14 protein-coding genes are annotated in these 15,716 nt (G+C 34.7%); 8 read left to right on the top strand and 6 right to left on the bottom strand.

Translation table 11 applies throughout. The annotated features are described in order from the left end of the window. Positions 1 to 310: 310 nt before the first annotated feature. The gene (locus tag HET73_RS02440; protein ID WP_174133968.1) at positions 311 to 781 is read right to left on the bottom strand and encodes a hypothetical protein; all 471 of its coding nucleotides are present in this window, start codon (positions 779 to 781) and stop codon (positions 311 to 313) included. Between the two features lie 75 nt (positions 782 to 856). Between HET73_RS02440 and miaA the strand changes: the two genes are divergently transcribed. Continuing rightward, a complete protein-coding gene (gene miaA / locus HET73_RS02435) occupies positions 857 to 1,750 on the top strand; it encodes a tRNA (adenosine(37)-N6)-dimethylallyltransferase MiaA (protein WP_174133967.1) in 894 nt (297 codons plus the stop codon). 3 nt (positions 1,751 to 1,753) lie between these two features. Here the strand turns inward: miaA and HET73_RS02430 are convergent, their stop codons facing one another. Then, on the bottom strand, positions 1,754 to 2,710 hold the full coding sequence (locus HET73_RS02430) for a hypothetical protein (RefSeq protein WP_174133966.1): 957 nt from the start codon (positions 2,708 to 2,710) through the stop codon (positions 1,754 to 1,756). A 156-nt stretch (positions 2,711 to 2,866) separates the two neighbouring features. On the opposite strand from HET73_RS02430, the gene recG reads away from it, so the two are divergent. Continuing rightward, positions 2,867 to 4,897, top strand: coding sequence for an ATP-dependent DNA helicase RecG (recG, locus tag HET73_RS02425; protein WP_174133354.1), 2,031 nt, complete (start codon positions 2,867 to 2,869; stop codon positions 4,895 to 4,897). A gap of 674 nt (positions 4,898 to 5,571) precedes the next feature. Next, entirely contained in the window at positions 5,572 to 8,091 is a 2,520-nt protein-coding gene (gene mutS, locus HET73_RS02420) for a DNA mismatch repair protein MutS (protein WP_174132874.1), read from the top strand. Between the two features lie 212 nt (positions 8,092 to 8,303). Here mutS and HET73_RS02415 read toward each other — a convergent pair whose 3' ends face one another. Next, entirely contained in the window at positions 8,304 to 9,176 is an 873-nt protein-coding gene (locus tag HET73_RS02415) for a hypothetical protein (RefSeq protein WP_174132873.1), read from the bottom strand. A 119-nt stretch (positions 9,177 to 9,295) separates the two neighbouring features. After that, entirely contained in the window at positions 9,296 to 9,646 is a 351-nt protein-coding gene (gene grxC / locus HET73_RS02410) for a glutaredoxin 3 (RefSeq protein ID WP_174132872.1), read from the bottom strand. Positions 9,647 to 9,712: 66 nt separating this feature from the next. On the opposite strand from grxC, the gene ribF reads away from it, so the two are divergent. The 4 genes from ribF to HET73_RS02390 are packed head-to-tail and all read left to right on the top strand — an operon-like array spanning position 9,713 to position 13,797. Further along, positions 9,713 to 10,645, top strand: a complete 933-nt coding sequence (gene ribF, locus HET73_RS02405) for a riboflavin biosynthesis protein RibF (protein WP_174132871.1) — start codon at positions 9,713 to 9,715, stop codon at positions 10,643 to 10,645. Then, complete coding sequence (lspA, locus tag HET73_RS02400; RefSeq protein WP_174132870.1) at positions 10,642 to 11,118, top strand: signal peptidase II; 477 nt, start codon at positions 10,642 to 10,644, stop codon at positions 11,116 to 11,118. The genes ribF and lspA overlap by 4 nt, the downstream gene beginning before the upstream one ends. Positions 11,119 to 11,153: 35 nt before the next feature. Next, on the top strand, positions 11,154 to 12,494 hold the full coding sequence (locus tag HET73_RS02395) for a M16 family metallopeptidase (RefSeq protein WP_174132869.1): 1,341 nt from the start codon (positions 11,154 to 11,156) through the stop codon (positions 12,492 to 12,494). After that, positions 12,481 to 13,797, top strand: a complete 1,317-nt coding sequence (locus tag HET73_RS02390; RefSeq protein ID WP_174132868.1) for a M16 family metallopeptidase — start codon at positions 12,481 to 12,483, stop codon at positions 13,795 to 13,797. Before HET73_RS02395 ends, HET73_RS02390 begins: the two co-directional genes overlap by 14 nt. Here the strand turns inward: HET73_RS02390 and purN are convergent. Further along, positions 13,794 to 14,360 (bottom strand): phosphoribosylglycinamide formyltransferase, encoded by a 567-nt coding sequence (gene purN / locus HET73_RS02385; protein WP_174132867.1) that lies wholly within the window; start codon positions 14,358 to 14,360, stop codon positions 13,794 to 13,796. The two genes, HET73_RS02390 and purN, sit on opposite strands and share 4 nt — an antisense overlap. 283 nt (positions 14,361 to 14,643) lie before the next feature. Here purN and HET73_RS02380 point away from each other — a divergent pair, with 283 nt between their 5' ends. Beyond that, positions 14,644 to 15,060 carry a hypothetical protein gene (locus HET73_RS02380; protein ID WP_174132866.1) on the top strand — a complete coding sequence of 139 codons (417 nt, stop codon included), beginning with the start codon at positions 14,644 to 14,646 and terminating at the stop codon, positions 15,058 to 15,060. Here HET73_RS02380 and HET73_RS02375 read toward each other — a convergent pair. Beyond that, entirely contained in the window at positions 15,053 to 15,577 is a 525-nt protein-coding gene (locus HET73_RS02375) for a Na+/H+ antiporter subunit E (RefSeq protein WP_174132865.1), read from the bottom strand. The two genes, HET73_RS02380 and HET73_RS02375, sit on opposite strands and share 8 nt — an antisense overlap. Positions 15,578 to 15,716: the final 139 nt, after the last annotated feature.

The following is a 15,716-nucleotide window of genomic DNA, read 5'->3' as shown; positions in this document are numbered from 1 at the left end:
AATAATGGTAAAACACCACTTTCTTTTGCTAAGAATAGGGAAATGATTGGTTTATTTATAAGCCAGCCAGCTAGATGCCTTTCTAATGTTATAGTCAGCTGTCTTCTAGCTACCTTTTCAGTTGGTTGCAGAAAATGATTTAACGTAAACTGAGATTTTGGTGTACCTTACCCAGGTGGAAGGGTTGGAAGCAAGAGATTACCCAAAAGAACTCCTTTCTTTCTACTGGGTCCGGCTTTAAGCAATTAAATAGCTACTTATGATGAATTTTGTCAGAAATTGCTGGCTTTTGTAAATGTGGAACTCGCTGCTATAGCCCAAACTCTTCATTGATTTTATCAACGATTTCTTGTGGTGGATCTTCTCCCCATCCTGAATATAGAATTTCTCCATAATCTGCAACATCCATGGAGCCAGTTCTGCTTTTTGCAAGAAACATCTCTCTTTTATCTTTATCAACTAACACATAGTGCCATGCTGACTTTCCGCGATCTTTACCACGAACTAAATATATGAGATCTGATCTGCTTCTTCTTGTCGCATCAGCAAAGGATCTCTCATTGACAGTTCTACTTTTACTTTTTATGCCGCCACTTTCAGAAAAAGCTTCTTTTGGTTCAGTTTTTTTGCCTGCTAATTCAGAAATTTTTCCTTTTTCTCCTAGTGCACGTTCTTTTGTGTTTTGAGACGAATACTTACTAGAGAAACCTCCTCCTGTATCATTAGGAGTCCTGTTTGTAAAACGCTTAGTAAATGAGTTATTGTCGTTGTTTTCTGCCATAAAGATCTCCAAATTTTAGATTGTAGAATCCAAATTTTTACTACACCCTATCATATGTTAATTAAATTAATATAAATGAGAGATAATATAGTAATTATTACAGGAATTACGGCTTCAGGTAAATCAGAATTATGCGGTAAACTGGTGGAAAAATATGGGAATATTGGTATAATAAATTGTGACTCAAAGCAGGTATATAAAGAAATTCCCATAATTACCGCTCAACCACCAAAGCAAGAAGAGTTCTATAAACTGTATGGTTATGTTTCGGCAAAGGAAAATTATTCCGTGGGTCTGTGGTTAGAAGATTTGAAGAAGGAAGTCAATAACGCGCTAGAAAGTTCACAAGTACCCATCATCACTGGAGGAAGCGGGCTTTACATCAGCAGCTTAATCAAGGGCTTATCATCAATTCCGCAAGCAAGTCAGGAAGTGAGAAAAAATGTAAGTGAGCTCAGGGAAAATTTAAGTAAAGAGGAGTTCTACAAATTAGTGCTAAGCAAAGACCCAAGAATTCAGGATAAAATATTCATGAATGACTCGCATCGTCTTTCAAGGGCACTTGAAGTTATCATCGAAACTGGCAAGTCAATTTTCGTATGGCAAGAGAATAGACAGCCTCCCTTGTTCGATAATTTTAAGGTATACACAATTTTGCCTAAACGTGAAGATGTATACCGAAAAATAAATTCTCGTTTTATTACAATGGTTGAAAATGGAGCAATTGATGAAGTAGAAAAGCTACTTAGCATGAACCTAGCTCCACATTTGCCAGCTATGAAAGCACACGGAGTGCCAGAAATTATAAAATACTTAAAAGGTGAGATCAATTTAGATGAAGCAATACAAATTGCTCAAACCAATACGAGGCACTACGCAAAGCGCCAATACACTTGGTTTAAAAATCAATTTCCGAGTTCTGAAGTGATTAATTGCGCAAACAAGCTGACAGGGATTGAGATATTTTAACCGTTAGTCTCCAGGCCCAGGTGCGTTTCCATGTTCATTACCATGAACAGGAGGTTCTACATTTTCCAGACTGCTCTTCACTTCCATCGGATCGCCTAAATCGTGCTCTATTTCTACTTCAAATTTAAATCCTAACTTCTCGCAAAACTTTTGGAAATACTCTTTAATAATGTTAAATAAATTTTTATCACCAACTTTGTAATTTTTCAACTCTCGAGGAACAGTAAGTAACAAATTGCCATTTGTATATGTTACGCCATCTTTCCCATCTTGAGATTCAAGCGTGAATTCTAGTGAGCTGGACAACTTGCTTAACTTTTCTTCAGGATTATCAAATTTAACTACAGGTATTACCATATCAGATTTTACTGTTATGTGATTTATATCAATGCAGTCAATATTCATCACTTTTACAGGATTGTGTGACGTTAAATCATAACTATTGAGTTTAAAGACAACTTCTGTAAATAAAGCAGCTTCATACCCTGCTTGATTACAATTGGTAACCAGTTCCTCTAAGATAGAATCACTTGGAACCTTCGTTCCAGTATACTTGAACATTTCCTTAAAAACTTCTTTTGCAAACGGACGATAATTTCCGGTTTCTTCCTTCGGTAATAGGTGAATGTGCTCTTTGCCTAAATCGTAAAATTTTTTAATCTCTTCTTTATATTGATCAGTTTTTTTATCACTAGGAATTTCTGGACCTTCACAATATTTTTCCCAAATCTTATCAAATTCTTCCTTATCTCTGTTTATCACTGCTTTAATTAAGATTTTGTCTACACTTTTATCATGAATGATAAAATCCATTCTATCAATGTCTCTATAAGCCTGATCACCAGAGTTTGCTTTAGCATTATCTTTACTAGCCCTCAGCATGTTAAAATTGAAATTATATGCTTGAGCCCTTAGCGTAACTACTGGATTTTCCTTTTCTTCTTGTATAGAGCTACTCACTACTAATATCTCGATATAGACTATTATATAGTACAATAATACATGAAAATGATTAATAAGTCAATAAAAATATAGCTATATAATAATAAATAGCTTGACCATAAGGTGACAGAATTTTAAGAAAGCTCTATTATGGACAAACAATTTTACACATGTATGAGTCTCGATGAGCAATCAGATATACTGGCTTTCCTAAATGACAAGCTGCCTAAGTTTCATTCTGCGATATTGCCTAAACTTTGTGGTGGGGACAAAGTGGTGGACCTGTTGTTTTATAGGCCGCTCAGTTATGTAGATAGAAGCAAGTCACTACTTGATGCTCAAGTTGGAGAACTTACAACTTTCGTGGCAAAGGTTTATGAACATCAGCCTCCCACTTTTAGGGGCAGACCATATAAAATAATCGTCGAAAGTGAAAGTCAGTATTTATTTATAGTTTTTTTTAATTACTCAGTTAAATATCTGCATAAATTATTTCCAATCGGAGCCAATGTAATCATCAGTGGAAAACTCGAAAAATTTGCTGAACATTGGCAAATTACTCACCCAGATTATGTATCGCTTAACATTAGCCAATTTGAAGAAATAGCTTGCATAGAGCCGGTTTACCAACTATGCCGTGGCATTACTAACAAGAGCATGAGAAACATGATATGCTCTAATCTAGAAGGGCTGCCTGATTTGCCGGAGTGGATAGATGCCACGTTAATTAAACAAAAAAAATGGCTAAGCTGGAGAGAAAGTATCATAAAGTTGCACAGACCAAGCTCATTGGCAGAAGCGGAAGTTTGCAGGAAAAGGCTTGCCTATGACGAATTGTTTGCGTATCAGCTAGCGCTGAAACTTGCAAGAGAAAATCACGTAAAAAAAAGGGGAAGAGAGTTTACAATATCCAACAAATATAAAGAACAAGTCTTGAGTGGATTATCATTTCAATTAACAAATGATCAAATTCGTGCAGTAGATGAAATCTCAGAGAGACAAAAATCCAAGTACCGCATGGTAAGCTTGCTGCAAGGTGATGTTGGTAGTGGCAAAACTGTAGTTGCACTTTTTGCGATGCTGAGTGTGGTGGAAAATAACATGCAGGCAGCTCTAATGGCACCAACTACTATCTTGGCGGAGCAACATTATAATTGGATCGAAGAGGCTTTATCTTGCACTGATATAAAAGTTGCTCTGCTTACTGGCAAAACTACGCGCAAGGAAAGAAAGATTATCATGAACGAACTTGCAAGTGGTATTTTAAATATAGTGATTGGTACTCATGCGCTGTTTCAAGCTAACGTTACATTTAAAAATTTAGGACTTGCAGTTATAGACGAGCAACAGCGATTTGGAGTGATGCAGAGAAATCGCTTAGTAGGGAAAGGAGAAAATACCGACATACTTTTTGTTACTGCAACTCCAATCCCAAGAACTTTGCAACAAGCCATGTATGGCGATGTTGAGTGTTCAATCTTGAGAGAAAAGCCAAAATCCAGATTGCCAATAAAAACCGTTATTATGAACGTTAAGAGAGCACCAGATATTATTGAGAAACTGAAGGATGCTATAAATAGGGGCGAGAAAGCATATTGGATTTGTCCATATATAGAAGAAAACGAAGAGCTTAATATTGCTGCAGCAGAAATGCGCTTTCAGGAATTACAAAAAACATTTTTTGATAAAGTTGGAATAATACACGGAAAATTAACTCAAGAGCAGAAAGATCAAGTTATGTTTTCCTTCAAAAGGCATGAATTTTCTCTCCTCGTTGCAACTACTGTGATAGAGGTTGGTATAGATGTACCGGATGCAACCATTATGATTATAGAAAATGCAGAACAATTTGGGTTATCACAATTACATCAGTTAAGAGGCAGGGTAGGGCGAGGGAGTAAGCCCTCTTTTTGTGTATTGTTATACGATAATCTAAGCAAAAGCTCATCTTCAAAATTAAAGATCATGTGTGAGTCACAAGATGGATTCTACATTGCTGAAAAGGATATGATGCTAAGAGGCAGCGGAGATATTTTAGGTATAAAACAGTCAGGATGCATGGAATTTAAATTTGCTGATTTATGTAAGGACAAGGAACTACTTAACCTCGCGTATAATAATGCAAAAAGCGCAATTGCTGATTTTGAATTACTGCTTGATATATTTGAATACAGAAGTAGATTAAATTTTTCAAAATTTCAGTGAATTTCTTGCATGATAATATGCATTCTTTCCTGTCATCCCAACGTTCCTTCTTGTTATCCCAGCACGTAACGCTGGGGCGCAGTTCGTCATACCATACGCGTCAAGTTAAAGAAAAGTGGCATAAGGAAAAAGAAAGGTGGTAAAAGTTATTTTAGATATTAAGTAATAAAGCTGGTAATTTATAGATTTTTCTAAAAGAATTATCTTATTTTAGATCAAAATTTCCCAAAAAATAAATGTAACAAACAAAATACCCACTTTAAATGTTGCTATATTTGGCAGTATTTCCTTAACTTGACGCGTATGCTCTGGATAACATGCCCAAAATATCTAGAAAGGCTATTATCGTCCTATTCAAATTTTGGTGTTAAGAGATTGGGTATAAATGCCTTATAACCAGCTTACCTGATGGTGATCCTTTAATATCCATTCATTCAACTAGCACACTATTTTTATAGTATACATTATTTTCAAAAAAGTCAAAAACGAAAATAGAGGATGCTTTTTTTCTCCAGTTGCTACTAGTGTGGCAAAATTCGCAGTTTAGGCTTTTCAAAAAGCTGAAATTCCATATAATTTTAGTATAGAGGGAACTACAGAACATATTCCTAAGAATTTGCGTAGACCTCTGCTTAAATTTTCACACGTGTAGTGAACTAATACAATATATTTAAATGAGTTTCGTAAGAGAAAAAAACACTCCTGTGATGGAGCAATATTTGAGCCTAAAAGCCCAATATAAAGATCATCTGTTGTTTTATAGACTGGGAGATTTTTATGAATTGTTTTTCGATGACGCCATTAAAGCTGCGAAGTTGCTGAATATAGTGCTCACTAAGAGAGGTAATTCGTGTGGGCAGGATATACCAATGTGTGGAGTACCAGCACATAGTAGCGAATCTTACCTGCACAAGCTAATAAATTTAGGATTCAAAGTAGCAATCTGTGACCAGTTAGAAACTGCTGATGAAGCAAAAAGAAGAGGCTATAAATCCATAGTAAAACGTGACGTAGTGCGAATTGTAACTCCAGGCACAATTATCGAAGATTCGCTGCTGGAGGATAAAAGCAATAATTATCTCGCATCCATAGTTGAGCAAAATGAGGAATATGCTGTTAGCTGGCTTGAATTGTCAACAGGAAAGTTTTGTCACACTTTAACGAACTTAAAAGCTCTAGATAGTGATTTACTACGTATATCACCAAAAGAATTATTGATTTCTGAAAAGCTCACTGAGGACGAAAAAATCAGGTCAATTTTAAAAAATTATAAAATATCGATCACGCAGCATGCACAGAGCTTTTTTGAGTATAACAAATCCCACAGAACACTATGCGAATTTTACAAAGTTAGAGAACTTGGGGTTATAGGAAATTTTAGCAAGGTGGAAGTTATGGCGTGTGGTGCGCTGCTTGAATATGTTAGAGTAACGCAAAGGGGCTCCATTCCAAGACTTGAGTTGCCAAAGCCTTATAAGCAACAAAGTTTTATGCTCATCGATGCTTCAGCAAGGAGGAATCTTGAGTTATTTTCAACTCAATTTGGTGAAAAAAAAGGCTCACTGATCTCAGTTGTTGATCATACAGTAACAGCTTCTGGTGGACGTTTGCTCAAACAAATGCTCGCATCACCCCCTGCTTGTCCTAAAGCAATCAATTTGAGGCTTAGCACTGTTGAATTTTTTGTAAATAATTATGAGTCACGCAAAAAAATACGGGAAATACTCTCTAGCATTCCAGATATTGAGAGATCGTTGTCGCGTTTGATGCTAGGACGTGGTTCACCGAAAGATATTAATTTATTAAAAATCGGCCTTGGAAAAACTTTTGAGCTATCCGAATTTCTGTCTACCTTACATAATTATCATTTACATGAAAAACCAACAGCTAACCATCAGATGTCATTCCAGTGTTTAACACTGGAACCCAGAGAAAAAGAGCCTGTGTCCACTGCTCAGATTACAAGCAGTGACGAAAATGAACTCAGTACAATACACAAAAGCCTTGGCAATCATAGAGACCTATTTAAGCTTCTTAGCAGTGCTGTACTTGATAACAATCTCAATTCCGCAAAAGAAGGAGGATTTATCGATCCAAAATATAACCAAGAATTATCAGAGTTATCCTATGTATTAAATAACAGTAACAAACTGATTACTAAACTCCGTGAATCTTATCGCAATTTAACTGGCATTGCAGCACTCAAAATATTACACAACAACATACTTGGTTATTACATTGAAGTATCAGCAAATCACAAAATAACTTCGGACATATTTATTCATAGGCAAAGCCTAGCAAATAGTATGCGCTATACTACTAATGAATTGAAAGAATTAGAAAATAAAATTCTTACGGCACGTGACGCTGTGATTAACTTAGAAATAAAAATTTTTGGCGAACTATGTAGTAAAATTGCCAAAGAATCTGAGAAGATCGCTCTTGCTGCAAATGCTTTGGCAAAACTTGATATCAGAACCGCATTTGCAGAACTTGCAGCGCAAAACAATTATGTAAAACCCATTATTGACGATAGCAAAAAATTCAACATCTGTGGTGGAAGACACCCAGTGGTTGAAGTTAACGATAAGTTTATTGCAAACAGCATCAATTTAGCTGGTATACATCTAATTACAGGGCCTAATATGGCGGGAAAAAGCACTTTTTTGAGGCAAAACGCTCTCATTGCAATTTTAGCTCACATGGGATCATTTGTACCAGCAGATAGTGCGCATATTGGCGTGATTGATAAGATATTCAGCAGGGTTGGCGCAACAGATAATATAACAGCAGGTTATTCCACCTTCATGGTGGAGATGATTGAAACAGCAACGATAGTCAATCAGGCAACAGATCGTTCCTTGGTGATACTTGATGAAATTGGCAGGGGCACGGGAGTATATGATGGCTTATCTATTGCTCAGGCGGTAATTGAACATATTCACGATGTAAATAAATGCCGCGCTATTTTTGCAACTCACTATCATGAATTAACTAAAGTAGGTGAATACTTAAAAAACGTAAAATGCTTTTGTGTGAAAATAAAAGAATGGGATGGAGAGGTAATCTTTCTACATGAAGTGGTTGAGGGTATTGCAGATGAATCATATGGAATACATGTGGCAAAACTTGCCGGTTTTCCTGATTCCATTCTAAATAGAGCAAGCGAAGTGTTTGAGGAGCTAAAAGCTTGATTAGATCTCCTGCATAACCAATTTATGGTAAGGAATTTTTAGGAAAAACGCAACCACAGAATACTTGGGAAAAGCGCAAGCAAGCCTTAATGCTAAAATTACCATAAGAAAGCGGGTTATGTAAGAGATCTACTTTCTAACCCGAACTCTTTGATGTTATTCCAGCAAGCAACGCTGGAATAACGGAGAATAATGCAAAGCTCCCACAATATTTAGTGGAACTTGACAAGTTTATCTATAGTTTTAGTAATGATTCTTGGAGTATCTGGAGAAATCTCTAAGCTCAGCCTATTTAGTTGCTCTATAGCAGACTCACTGTTCTCATTTGTTATAAAATTACATAGAATGTTTTCTATGCCCTTAGTAATACCTTCATACTTTCTCAATGGATGATTATGTGGGTATCTATTGATAGTTTTGATGCTGGAATACTCAACAAAAGCTTGATCTTTAAAAGCAAGTTGTCTCAATCTCTCTTTGAGCTTTACTTCTTCTTCTTGCGCTAAAAGGCAAGATTTTATCAGTGATTTTATAATCGAATTTATGGCTTGGTGCATTTCAGAATGTACTACGACATTAATAGTATTTTCTTTTACTATACAATCATACATACTTTTCTCGCTCTTCAACAACTCTATAAACATTCTGCTATTTTGTGAATCCAACTCCAAATTCTCTTCACTCATAGGGATTATTATGAAGGCGTTTTTATTTATTCTAATGTTAAATTGTGGAGAACCCTCAAACAAGGAAAATGCCACATCTTTAGATTCAAGTGCATTATTGTATGCAGAAAAGAGAGCGCATGCTGTAACGCTGCTTGATACCTTCATTCCATGTTTATTCAAGTGATGTAATACATTTTCAACATCATGATATGTAAAGCCTGAACTTTTTAGTAAATCAACAACCTCTATGCTATCGTGTTGTTTATACTCTATTCTCACTTCTTCTGCAAAAAGTGTTTTAGCTGCTATATGCTTATCAAGTACCGTAAAGATTTTGATGAAATTTTCTAAATCTTGTTTGTTAACTAGTTCAATACTAATTAAGTTTTTGCTAACAATTGAAATATTTTTTGTCATTTTCGCCCACTAAAAAAACTCACTAAATGAATTGTATTTTTAATCCATTAAAAATCGCTTAAGTGAGCATACTAGTTTTTCACTCGTGCATTACATGACAATGAAAGCGAGACAAGAAATTACATAAAATCATCGTGTGATATAACACATTTTTCATATTCATCATTGCTGCTTGTATAGGTTGTAACATTAGTGTGATCTTCATCATTGTTTAACATATCATCCAACTTTCCTTCTCTTTCAAGATCCATTAATTTATCACACCCTCCGATATGCTCATCGTTAATAAAGATCTGTGGAACTGTCTTAACGTTATATTTTGATTTTATTTCATTAAACAAATCTGAGTTTTTGAGCACATCGATTTCTTCATACTTCACACCTTTTTGATCTAGCAACTCTTTTGCTTTCTTGCAGAACGGACAGTGCTGCTTTACGTATATCACGACCTTTCCTTTAGTATTTTTCACGATTTATCTCCGCAGTTTATAAAATACAGTTATTATATAAGAAATATTTATAAAATATCAAATTGTATGAAAATTGTTTATGATTTTGATCAAGGGATAGAGAACAACGTAGCATTAACTTTTGGAAATTTTGACGGCGTTCATTTAGGACATGGATTTGCAATTTCTACTCTAAAGAGAACAGCGCAGGAAAGAAGATTACCCTCTGCAATTTTAACCTTTGAGCCTCACCCATTAACTATCTTATCTAACAGGAACAATTTTAGATTGATAAACCAAGAACGAAAAAAGGAACTAATCAGCAGCTATGGCATAGATTACTTATATAGTATTGATTTCAATAAAGATTTTGCTCAAGTAAGCTGTGACGACTTCATCAGTAATATTTTGATAGGTAGATATAATGCTAAACACATAGTTGTTGGAGAAAGTTGTACTTTTGGTCATAAACGATTGGGTAATACATTAACTCTAAGGAAATATTCTGAAACGTACGGATACTCTCTGACTAGATTAGAACCATTGATTATCGATGGAGAAATCTGCTCTTCTTCTTCAATTAGAGAATATTTGCAAAAAGGCGAAATAGAAATTGCTAATAAGTTGCTTGGCAGGCCTTACCAAGTTTCTGGTGTTGTGACAAAAGGTGCGTGTAGAGGTAGAGAAATAGGATTTCCAACTATAAACATTCCAATAGAAGACTGCATGATAAAACCTAAATTTGGTACATATTACGCTAGAGCGTTATTTCTTGATAGCAGAGTAAATTGGTTATACGGAGTGGTTAACATTGGTATGAGACCTACGTTCAAGGATTTAAAAAGGCCAATAATAGAAATGCACATATTCGATTTCAATAAAGATGTATACAACCGTAAGGTTAATATACAACTTTTAAAATTCATTAGGTCAGAAAAAAGATTCCATAGCATTGACGAATTAACAAAACAGATAAATCATGATATATTCGAGGCTTACCAGTTGAGGACAGACTTATGAAAAAACTATGCTTGATTATTATATTGATTATAGTATTAACTGATCAGATGAGCAAGCTTTATATAAATTCATTGATTGATGAAGGGGAATCAATTAATGTCTCTAATTTTATGAAGCTAGTTGAGGTATGGAACTCAGGCATTAGTTTTGGAATGTTCAGCACTTTACCATATAGCGACCTCTTTTTTTCAGCATTTTCAACACTAATAATCGGTGTACTTGCATACTTGGTATATAAGTCTAATGATAAATTAACTTGTCTTGGTTTTTCTTTGATGATTGGTGGAGCAATTGGAAATGTAGTTGACAGGATCTACTGGGGAGCTGTATACGATTTCATATGTTTTCATATTGGTAACTGGTACTGGCCAGCTTTTAACTTAGCAGATATATATATAGCTTGTGGAATGTTCACATTGTTATATAAATGGTACATATATGATAGGTTTATTTCTAAGCATAATGAGAAATAAAGTTATCGCTTTAGGTTTAATTTCAGGTTAGAGTAATGTTTCGTAAGTTCTTTAGTTTTCTTATATTATCCGTATTTTTTTTCACTTATTCAATTTCCTCGAAAGCTACAAGCATAGAACACAGCGTAAGACATGCTAAACTCAGTAATGGATTAGATGTCTATGTCGTCCTTAATCATCGGATTCCAGCTGTTTTACATGCAGTAATATATAAAGTTGGAGGAATGGATGATCCAATCGGCAAAGCAGGATTGGCTCACTACTTTGAACATTTAATGTTTGAAACTACAGGAAAATTTAAAAACATAGAATCGACTATGAGCAGCATTGGAGCACAATTTAACGCATTTACCACTAGAGAATATACCTGTTACTACGAATTAGTCCTCAAAAAAGACTTACCACTGGCAATGGAAGTTGAAGCAGACAGAATGGGCAACTTTAATGTTACCCAAGACAAAATAGATAGAGAAAAAAACATCGTGCTAGAGGAAAGGAAGATGAGGTTTGATAATAATCCTAACAGTTTGCTATGGGAAGAAATGAATAGTGCATTTTACCGTACTGGCTACGGCAGATCTGTTATTGGTTGGGAGAGCGATATTAAAACTTACAATCAAGATGATATAACGAGATTTCATGATAACTATTATCACCCAAACAATGCAATACTGCTAGTTGTTGGTGATGTGGAATTTGATGAAGTAGTGAAATTGACAGAAGAAAAATATGGGAAAATTAAAGCCAAGCCTACAATTAGGCATTACCCAAATCAAGACCCAGCCCATAATGCAGATGTATCAGTAACTTTAGAAAGCACTGAAGTAAAAGAACCAGTTTTATATTTTCGTTATCGTGTTCCTTTATTTAAGCGCATGGATGAAACTTTTGCTGTTGATTTAGCAGCTGACATTTTAGGGGGTGGTAAATCTAGCAAGCTATATGAAGATCTAGTTCTGGACAAAGATATCGCAGTTTCAGCAAGTGCGTACTATGATGGTTTAGCTTTTAGTGATGGCTACATTGATATTGAAATAATTCCAAAAAGCGGGATGAAGTTGGACGTTATTGAAAGAGAGCTAGATAATGCTATTAATAACTTTATCTCTGAAGAAATAACAAATGAAGAGTTGCAAAGTGCAAAGTCTAAATACAAAGCAGCACAATTTGATAAGCTATCTGACTTAACTAATATAGCAATATTTTATATACCACGCCTAGCACTCGGTATTCCACTTGATGAAATAGATATTTCATATAGCAAGATTAACGATGTTAATTTAGATGATGTAAATAGTAAAATCCGTACTATCTTTTCTGCCGATAAATTAATTGGTCGTTTGCTACCAAAAGGAGGTAATAATGAAGATAAGTAAACTTGTATTTCTACTTTTTTTCTGTCTAGGCTTTAACTTACAAGCAAGTAGTAACCTAAATATAGAGGAGGTCACTACTCGTAAAGGACTTAAGTTTTTATTTATTAAAAACTGTGATTTGCCAAAGGTTTCACTGAATATATCGTTCAAAGATGCAGGTTATGCGTATGAGAATGCAGAAAAACAAGGACTTACTTGGTTCACTTCTCTTGTGATTCAAGAAGGGGCAGGAAAAAATGATTCCAAAGATTTTGCAAAAAAGCTTGAAGATAAAGGAATAAATCTAAACTTTAACGCTGGTTTAGAAGCATTTAGAGTTTCATTAAACACTTTGTCTGAGAACCTAGAGGATGCAATTTCGTTACTAAGTGACGCTATAATGCGTCCTAAAGTTGACTCTGCAGGATTGAATAGAATTTTCGAAAAAGCCAAAGTTAATTTTAATAACCTTGAAAAAAACCCTTATTTTGTTGCTACCAAAGAATTGGATATGTTGTTGTTTAAAAAGCACCCTTACTCAAAAAGTGAATACGGAACTTTTGACACTATAATGAGCATTACTAGAGATGATATTTTAACATACATAAAACGTAATCTTACTAAGAATAACATCATTATCAGTGTTGTTGGTTGTGTAACAAAAGAAGAAGTTAGTGCACTACTAGATAAATATTTATCTAAATTACCCCCAAAAAGATCGAAAGTTAGAAAAATACCTGTAAAAAATGATTTTGGTCCTGCAGAAAATAAGAACATTTTTATGGATATACCACAAAGTGTGATATTTTTTGCTCAAAAAGGCATAGCCTACGAAGATCCTAATTATTACAATGCAAGCGTCTTAATTAACGCGCTTGGTGGCATGGGACTAAATTCAATATTAATGAAAGAACTGAGACAAAACCTGGGTATTACTTATGGTATTGGTGCAAGTATTATTCCCAATAAACATGGGAATGCTATAGCTGGAAATATGAATACAGATAGCTCCACTGCTAGCAAAGCTATATCAGCAGTAAAAGGTACATTGAGCAGAGTAAAAAAGGAAGGAATTGATGAGCAATTGTTCAACGATACAAAAGTGAGCATGATAAATTCCTATGTTTTTTCCATATTTAGCAATAATAACATAGCTGCAAAATTAGATAATATTCAAGTAAACAATCGCGATGTCAATTACATGAATAACTTTGTAAATTATATCAATGATGTAAAACTGGAGGAAGTAAACGCATTGGCAAGTTCTTTACTAGATCCTGAAAATTTGTTTTTTGTTGAAGTTGGAAGAAGTACTCAAGGTTAATGATTCATATCTTCTGCTATTAATCTCACTGCTTCTACATAACATTTATGTTCCTCAGCTAGAATGCGTTCTGAGAGGCTATGAATATTATCATTCGATAACACTGGTACAGCAGCTTGAGTGATTATGGTTCCAGCATCAACTTCAGGAGTAACGTAATGTACGGTACAACCTGTAATTTTTACACCTGCTTTCAGAGCCTGCTCTTGAGCATTTAAGCCCTTGAAAGATGGAAGTAAAGAAGGATGAATATTTATAACTTTGTTATGCCATTTACTAAGAAAGTCAGCTTTTAGAATTCTCATAAATCCTGCAAGGCAAATTAAATCAACCGCATGTTGCACTAGTACTTCGTGAATTCTATCAACATCAAGTGGTTTATTCTCAACAATAAACGCTGTAATTCCTGCTTGCTTTGCTATTTCTAGGCCAGTAGCCTCACCATTATTTGTGATAACGCATACAACTTCTGCAGGAAAACTGCGATCTTGACATGCTTTTATCAAGGCCTGCATGTTTGATCCCCTGCCTGAAATTAATACTCCGAGCTTTATCTTTTTCATTGTAGTACAATTAATTTAGTGTGAGAATTTAATATTAACAAAACAGCGCAAAAGGAAAACCTATTTTATACAGCAAAAAGGGTGCATTAATTAACCTGCTATACAGGGTTTCTACATCTCGCTTAAAGCACCATACATCTCGCTAAAATCGGCTTTAACGTTCAGAAATTATGCCACTTATGTAAAATATATCAGTATAAGCATATATTTTTGTAATCGCGTTATTATTTATTTAACAAAGTATTAGTATAATCTATTCACTGGATTAAACGGAGAGAATTGAATGAGCAAATTACCACACAACGCAAAAATAAGTAAATCTCAGGTTACTCAGTGGGAGGTAATAAAAAATTGTGAATATGCTGATAATTGCTTGTCAAAAATAGTAACCTTATACGTCATTAAAATGGCTCAGCTATCAGATTTTTATACGAGCAACGAACCCGAAATTAATACTATTCTGGCAAGAATAAGTGTGACAAGTGAAAATGTGTTTTTAAATAAGGCTACTACTATTGAAATTATGGAAGACATCTTTCCACACAAATTTAATAGTAAGAAGAAAAATAACATATCAAGACTAGAAGATTTGTACAATTATTTGTGCTCTATTGTTGGCAATAGCCTTCCACAAGAAATGCTTGGGAGTGTAGTAAGGGAATATAAGGATGCTGTTAACTTATTTAAAGCAATTACTTGAGTGAACGCAGTATTTTCAAGACTTGATTCTCTATTTCAGAAACGCCACTTTCAAGGTTTTTATCTATCAAATACATGGTAGATAGGTATGTTTGTCGTTTTTTTATAACATCGATAGTTAAAGTACCAGGAGTGATCGTGACTGAATTCGCAAACAACATGATGCTCTCGTCATTATGTCCTTTGCATTTCTTCAGGATGGTAATTGGCTCAAGCTTAAGTTTAGCTTGTAGCACCTTTTTTGTTATATAAACGCTCGACAAAATCACCTGATATATCAACCACGGTACATAACTTACCAGTAACTTACAAAGTGACAGCCTACTTGTATGATTTAAGATCTGACAGAAAGCACTCTCAGCATTTATTAATCGTTTAAAGATAAGCAATGTGAATATGGAGGAAAATATCCCACAAGAAACAAAAAACGGCTCAAAGTAACCAGATAATACAGTCCATAGAGAAAATAAAATTACAAACGACAGAGAAAAAAACTTGATTTTTTGCCTGAGACTCATGGTTTGCAGTATAACTAAAATGATTTTTTAAGGAAAGACAATAATAACATTACCCATTATAAATTTATGTGTTACCAACGTTATGATACTAAACCCTCACCACTACACTTTGGAATTATGCAAAAAATTTGATTCTTCC

It is taken from the genome of Wolbachia endosymbiont of Atemnus politus (assembly GCF_013309895.1).
The sequence above is the reverse complement of the archived record's forward strand: the minus strand, read 5'-3'. Positions and strand labels throughout refer to the sequence as shown.

Excerpts from the sequence above, each read along its gene's own strand:
- HET73_RS02375 (WP_174132865.1), bottom strand. The coding sequence starts at position 15,577 with ATGAGTCTCAGGCAAAAAATCAAGTTTTTTTCTCTGTCGTTTGTAATT.
- ribF (WP_174132871.1), top strand. The coding sequence starts at position 9,713 with ATGAAAATTGTTTATGATTTTGATCAAGGGATAGAGAACAACGTAGCA.
- HET73_RS02390 (WP_174132868.1), top strand. The coding sequence starts at position 12,481 with ATGAAGATAAGTAAACTTGTATTTCTACTTTTTTTCTGTCTAGGCTTT.
- recG (WP_174133354.1), top strand. The coding sequence starts at position 2,867 with ATGAGTCTCGATGAGCAATCAGATATACTGGCTTTCCTAAATGACAAG.
- purN (WP_174132867.1), bottom strand. The coding sequence starts at position 14,360 with ATGAAAAAGATAAAGCTCGGAGTATTAATTTCAGGCAGGGGATCAAAC.
- HET73_RS02415 (WP_174132873.1), bottom strand. The coding sequence starts at position 9,176 with ATGACAAAAAATATTTCAATTGTTAGCAAAAACTTAATTAGTATTGAA.
- mutS (WP_174132874.1), top strand. The coding sequence starts at position 5,572 with ATGAGTTTCGTAAGAGAAAAAAACACTCCTGTGATGGAGCAATATTTG.
- lspA (WP_174132870.1), top strand. The coding sequence starts at position 10,642 with ATGAAAAAACTATGCTTGATTATTATATTGATTATAGTATTAACTGAT.
- HET73_RS02380 (WP_174132866.1), top strand. The coding sequence starts at position 14,644 with ATGAGCAAATTACCACACAACGCAAAAATAAGTAAATCTCAGGTTACT.
- HET73_RS02440 (WP_174133968.1), bottom strand. The coding sequence starts at position 781 with ATGGCAGAAAACAACGACAATAACTCATTTACTAAGCGTTTTACAAAC.
- HET73_RS02395 (WP_174132869.1), top strand. The coding sequence starts at position 11,154 with ATGTTTCGTAAGTTCTTTAGTTTTCTTATATTATCCGTATTTTTTTTC.
- miaA (WP_174133967.1), top strand. The coding sequence starts at position 857 with ATGAGAGATAATATAGTAATTATTACAGGAATTACGGCTTCAGGTAAA.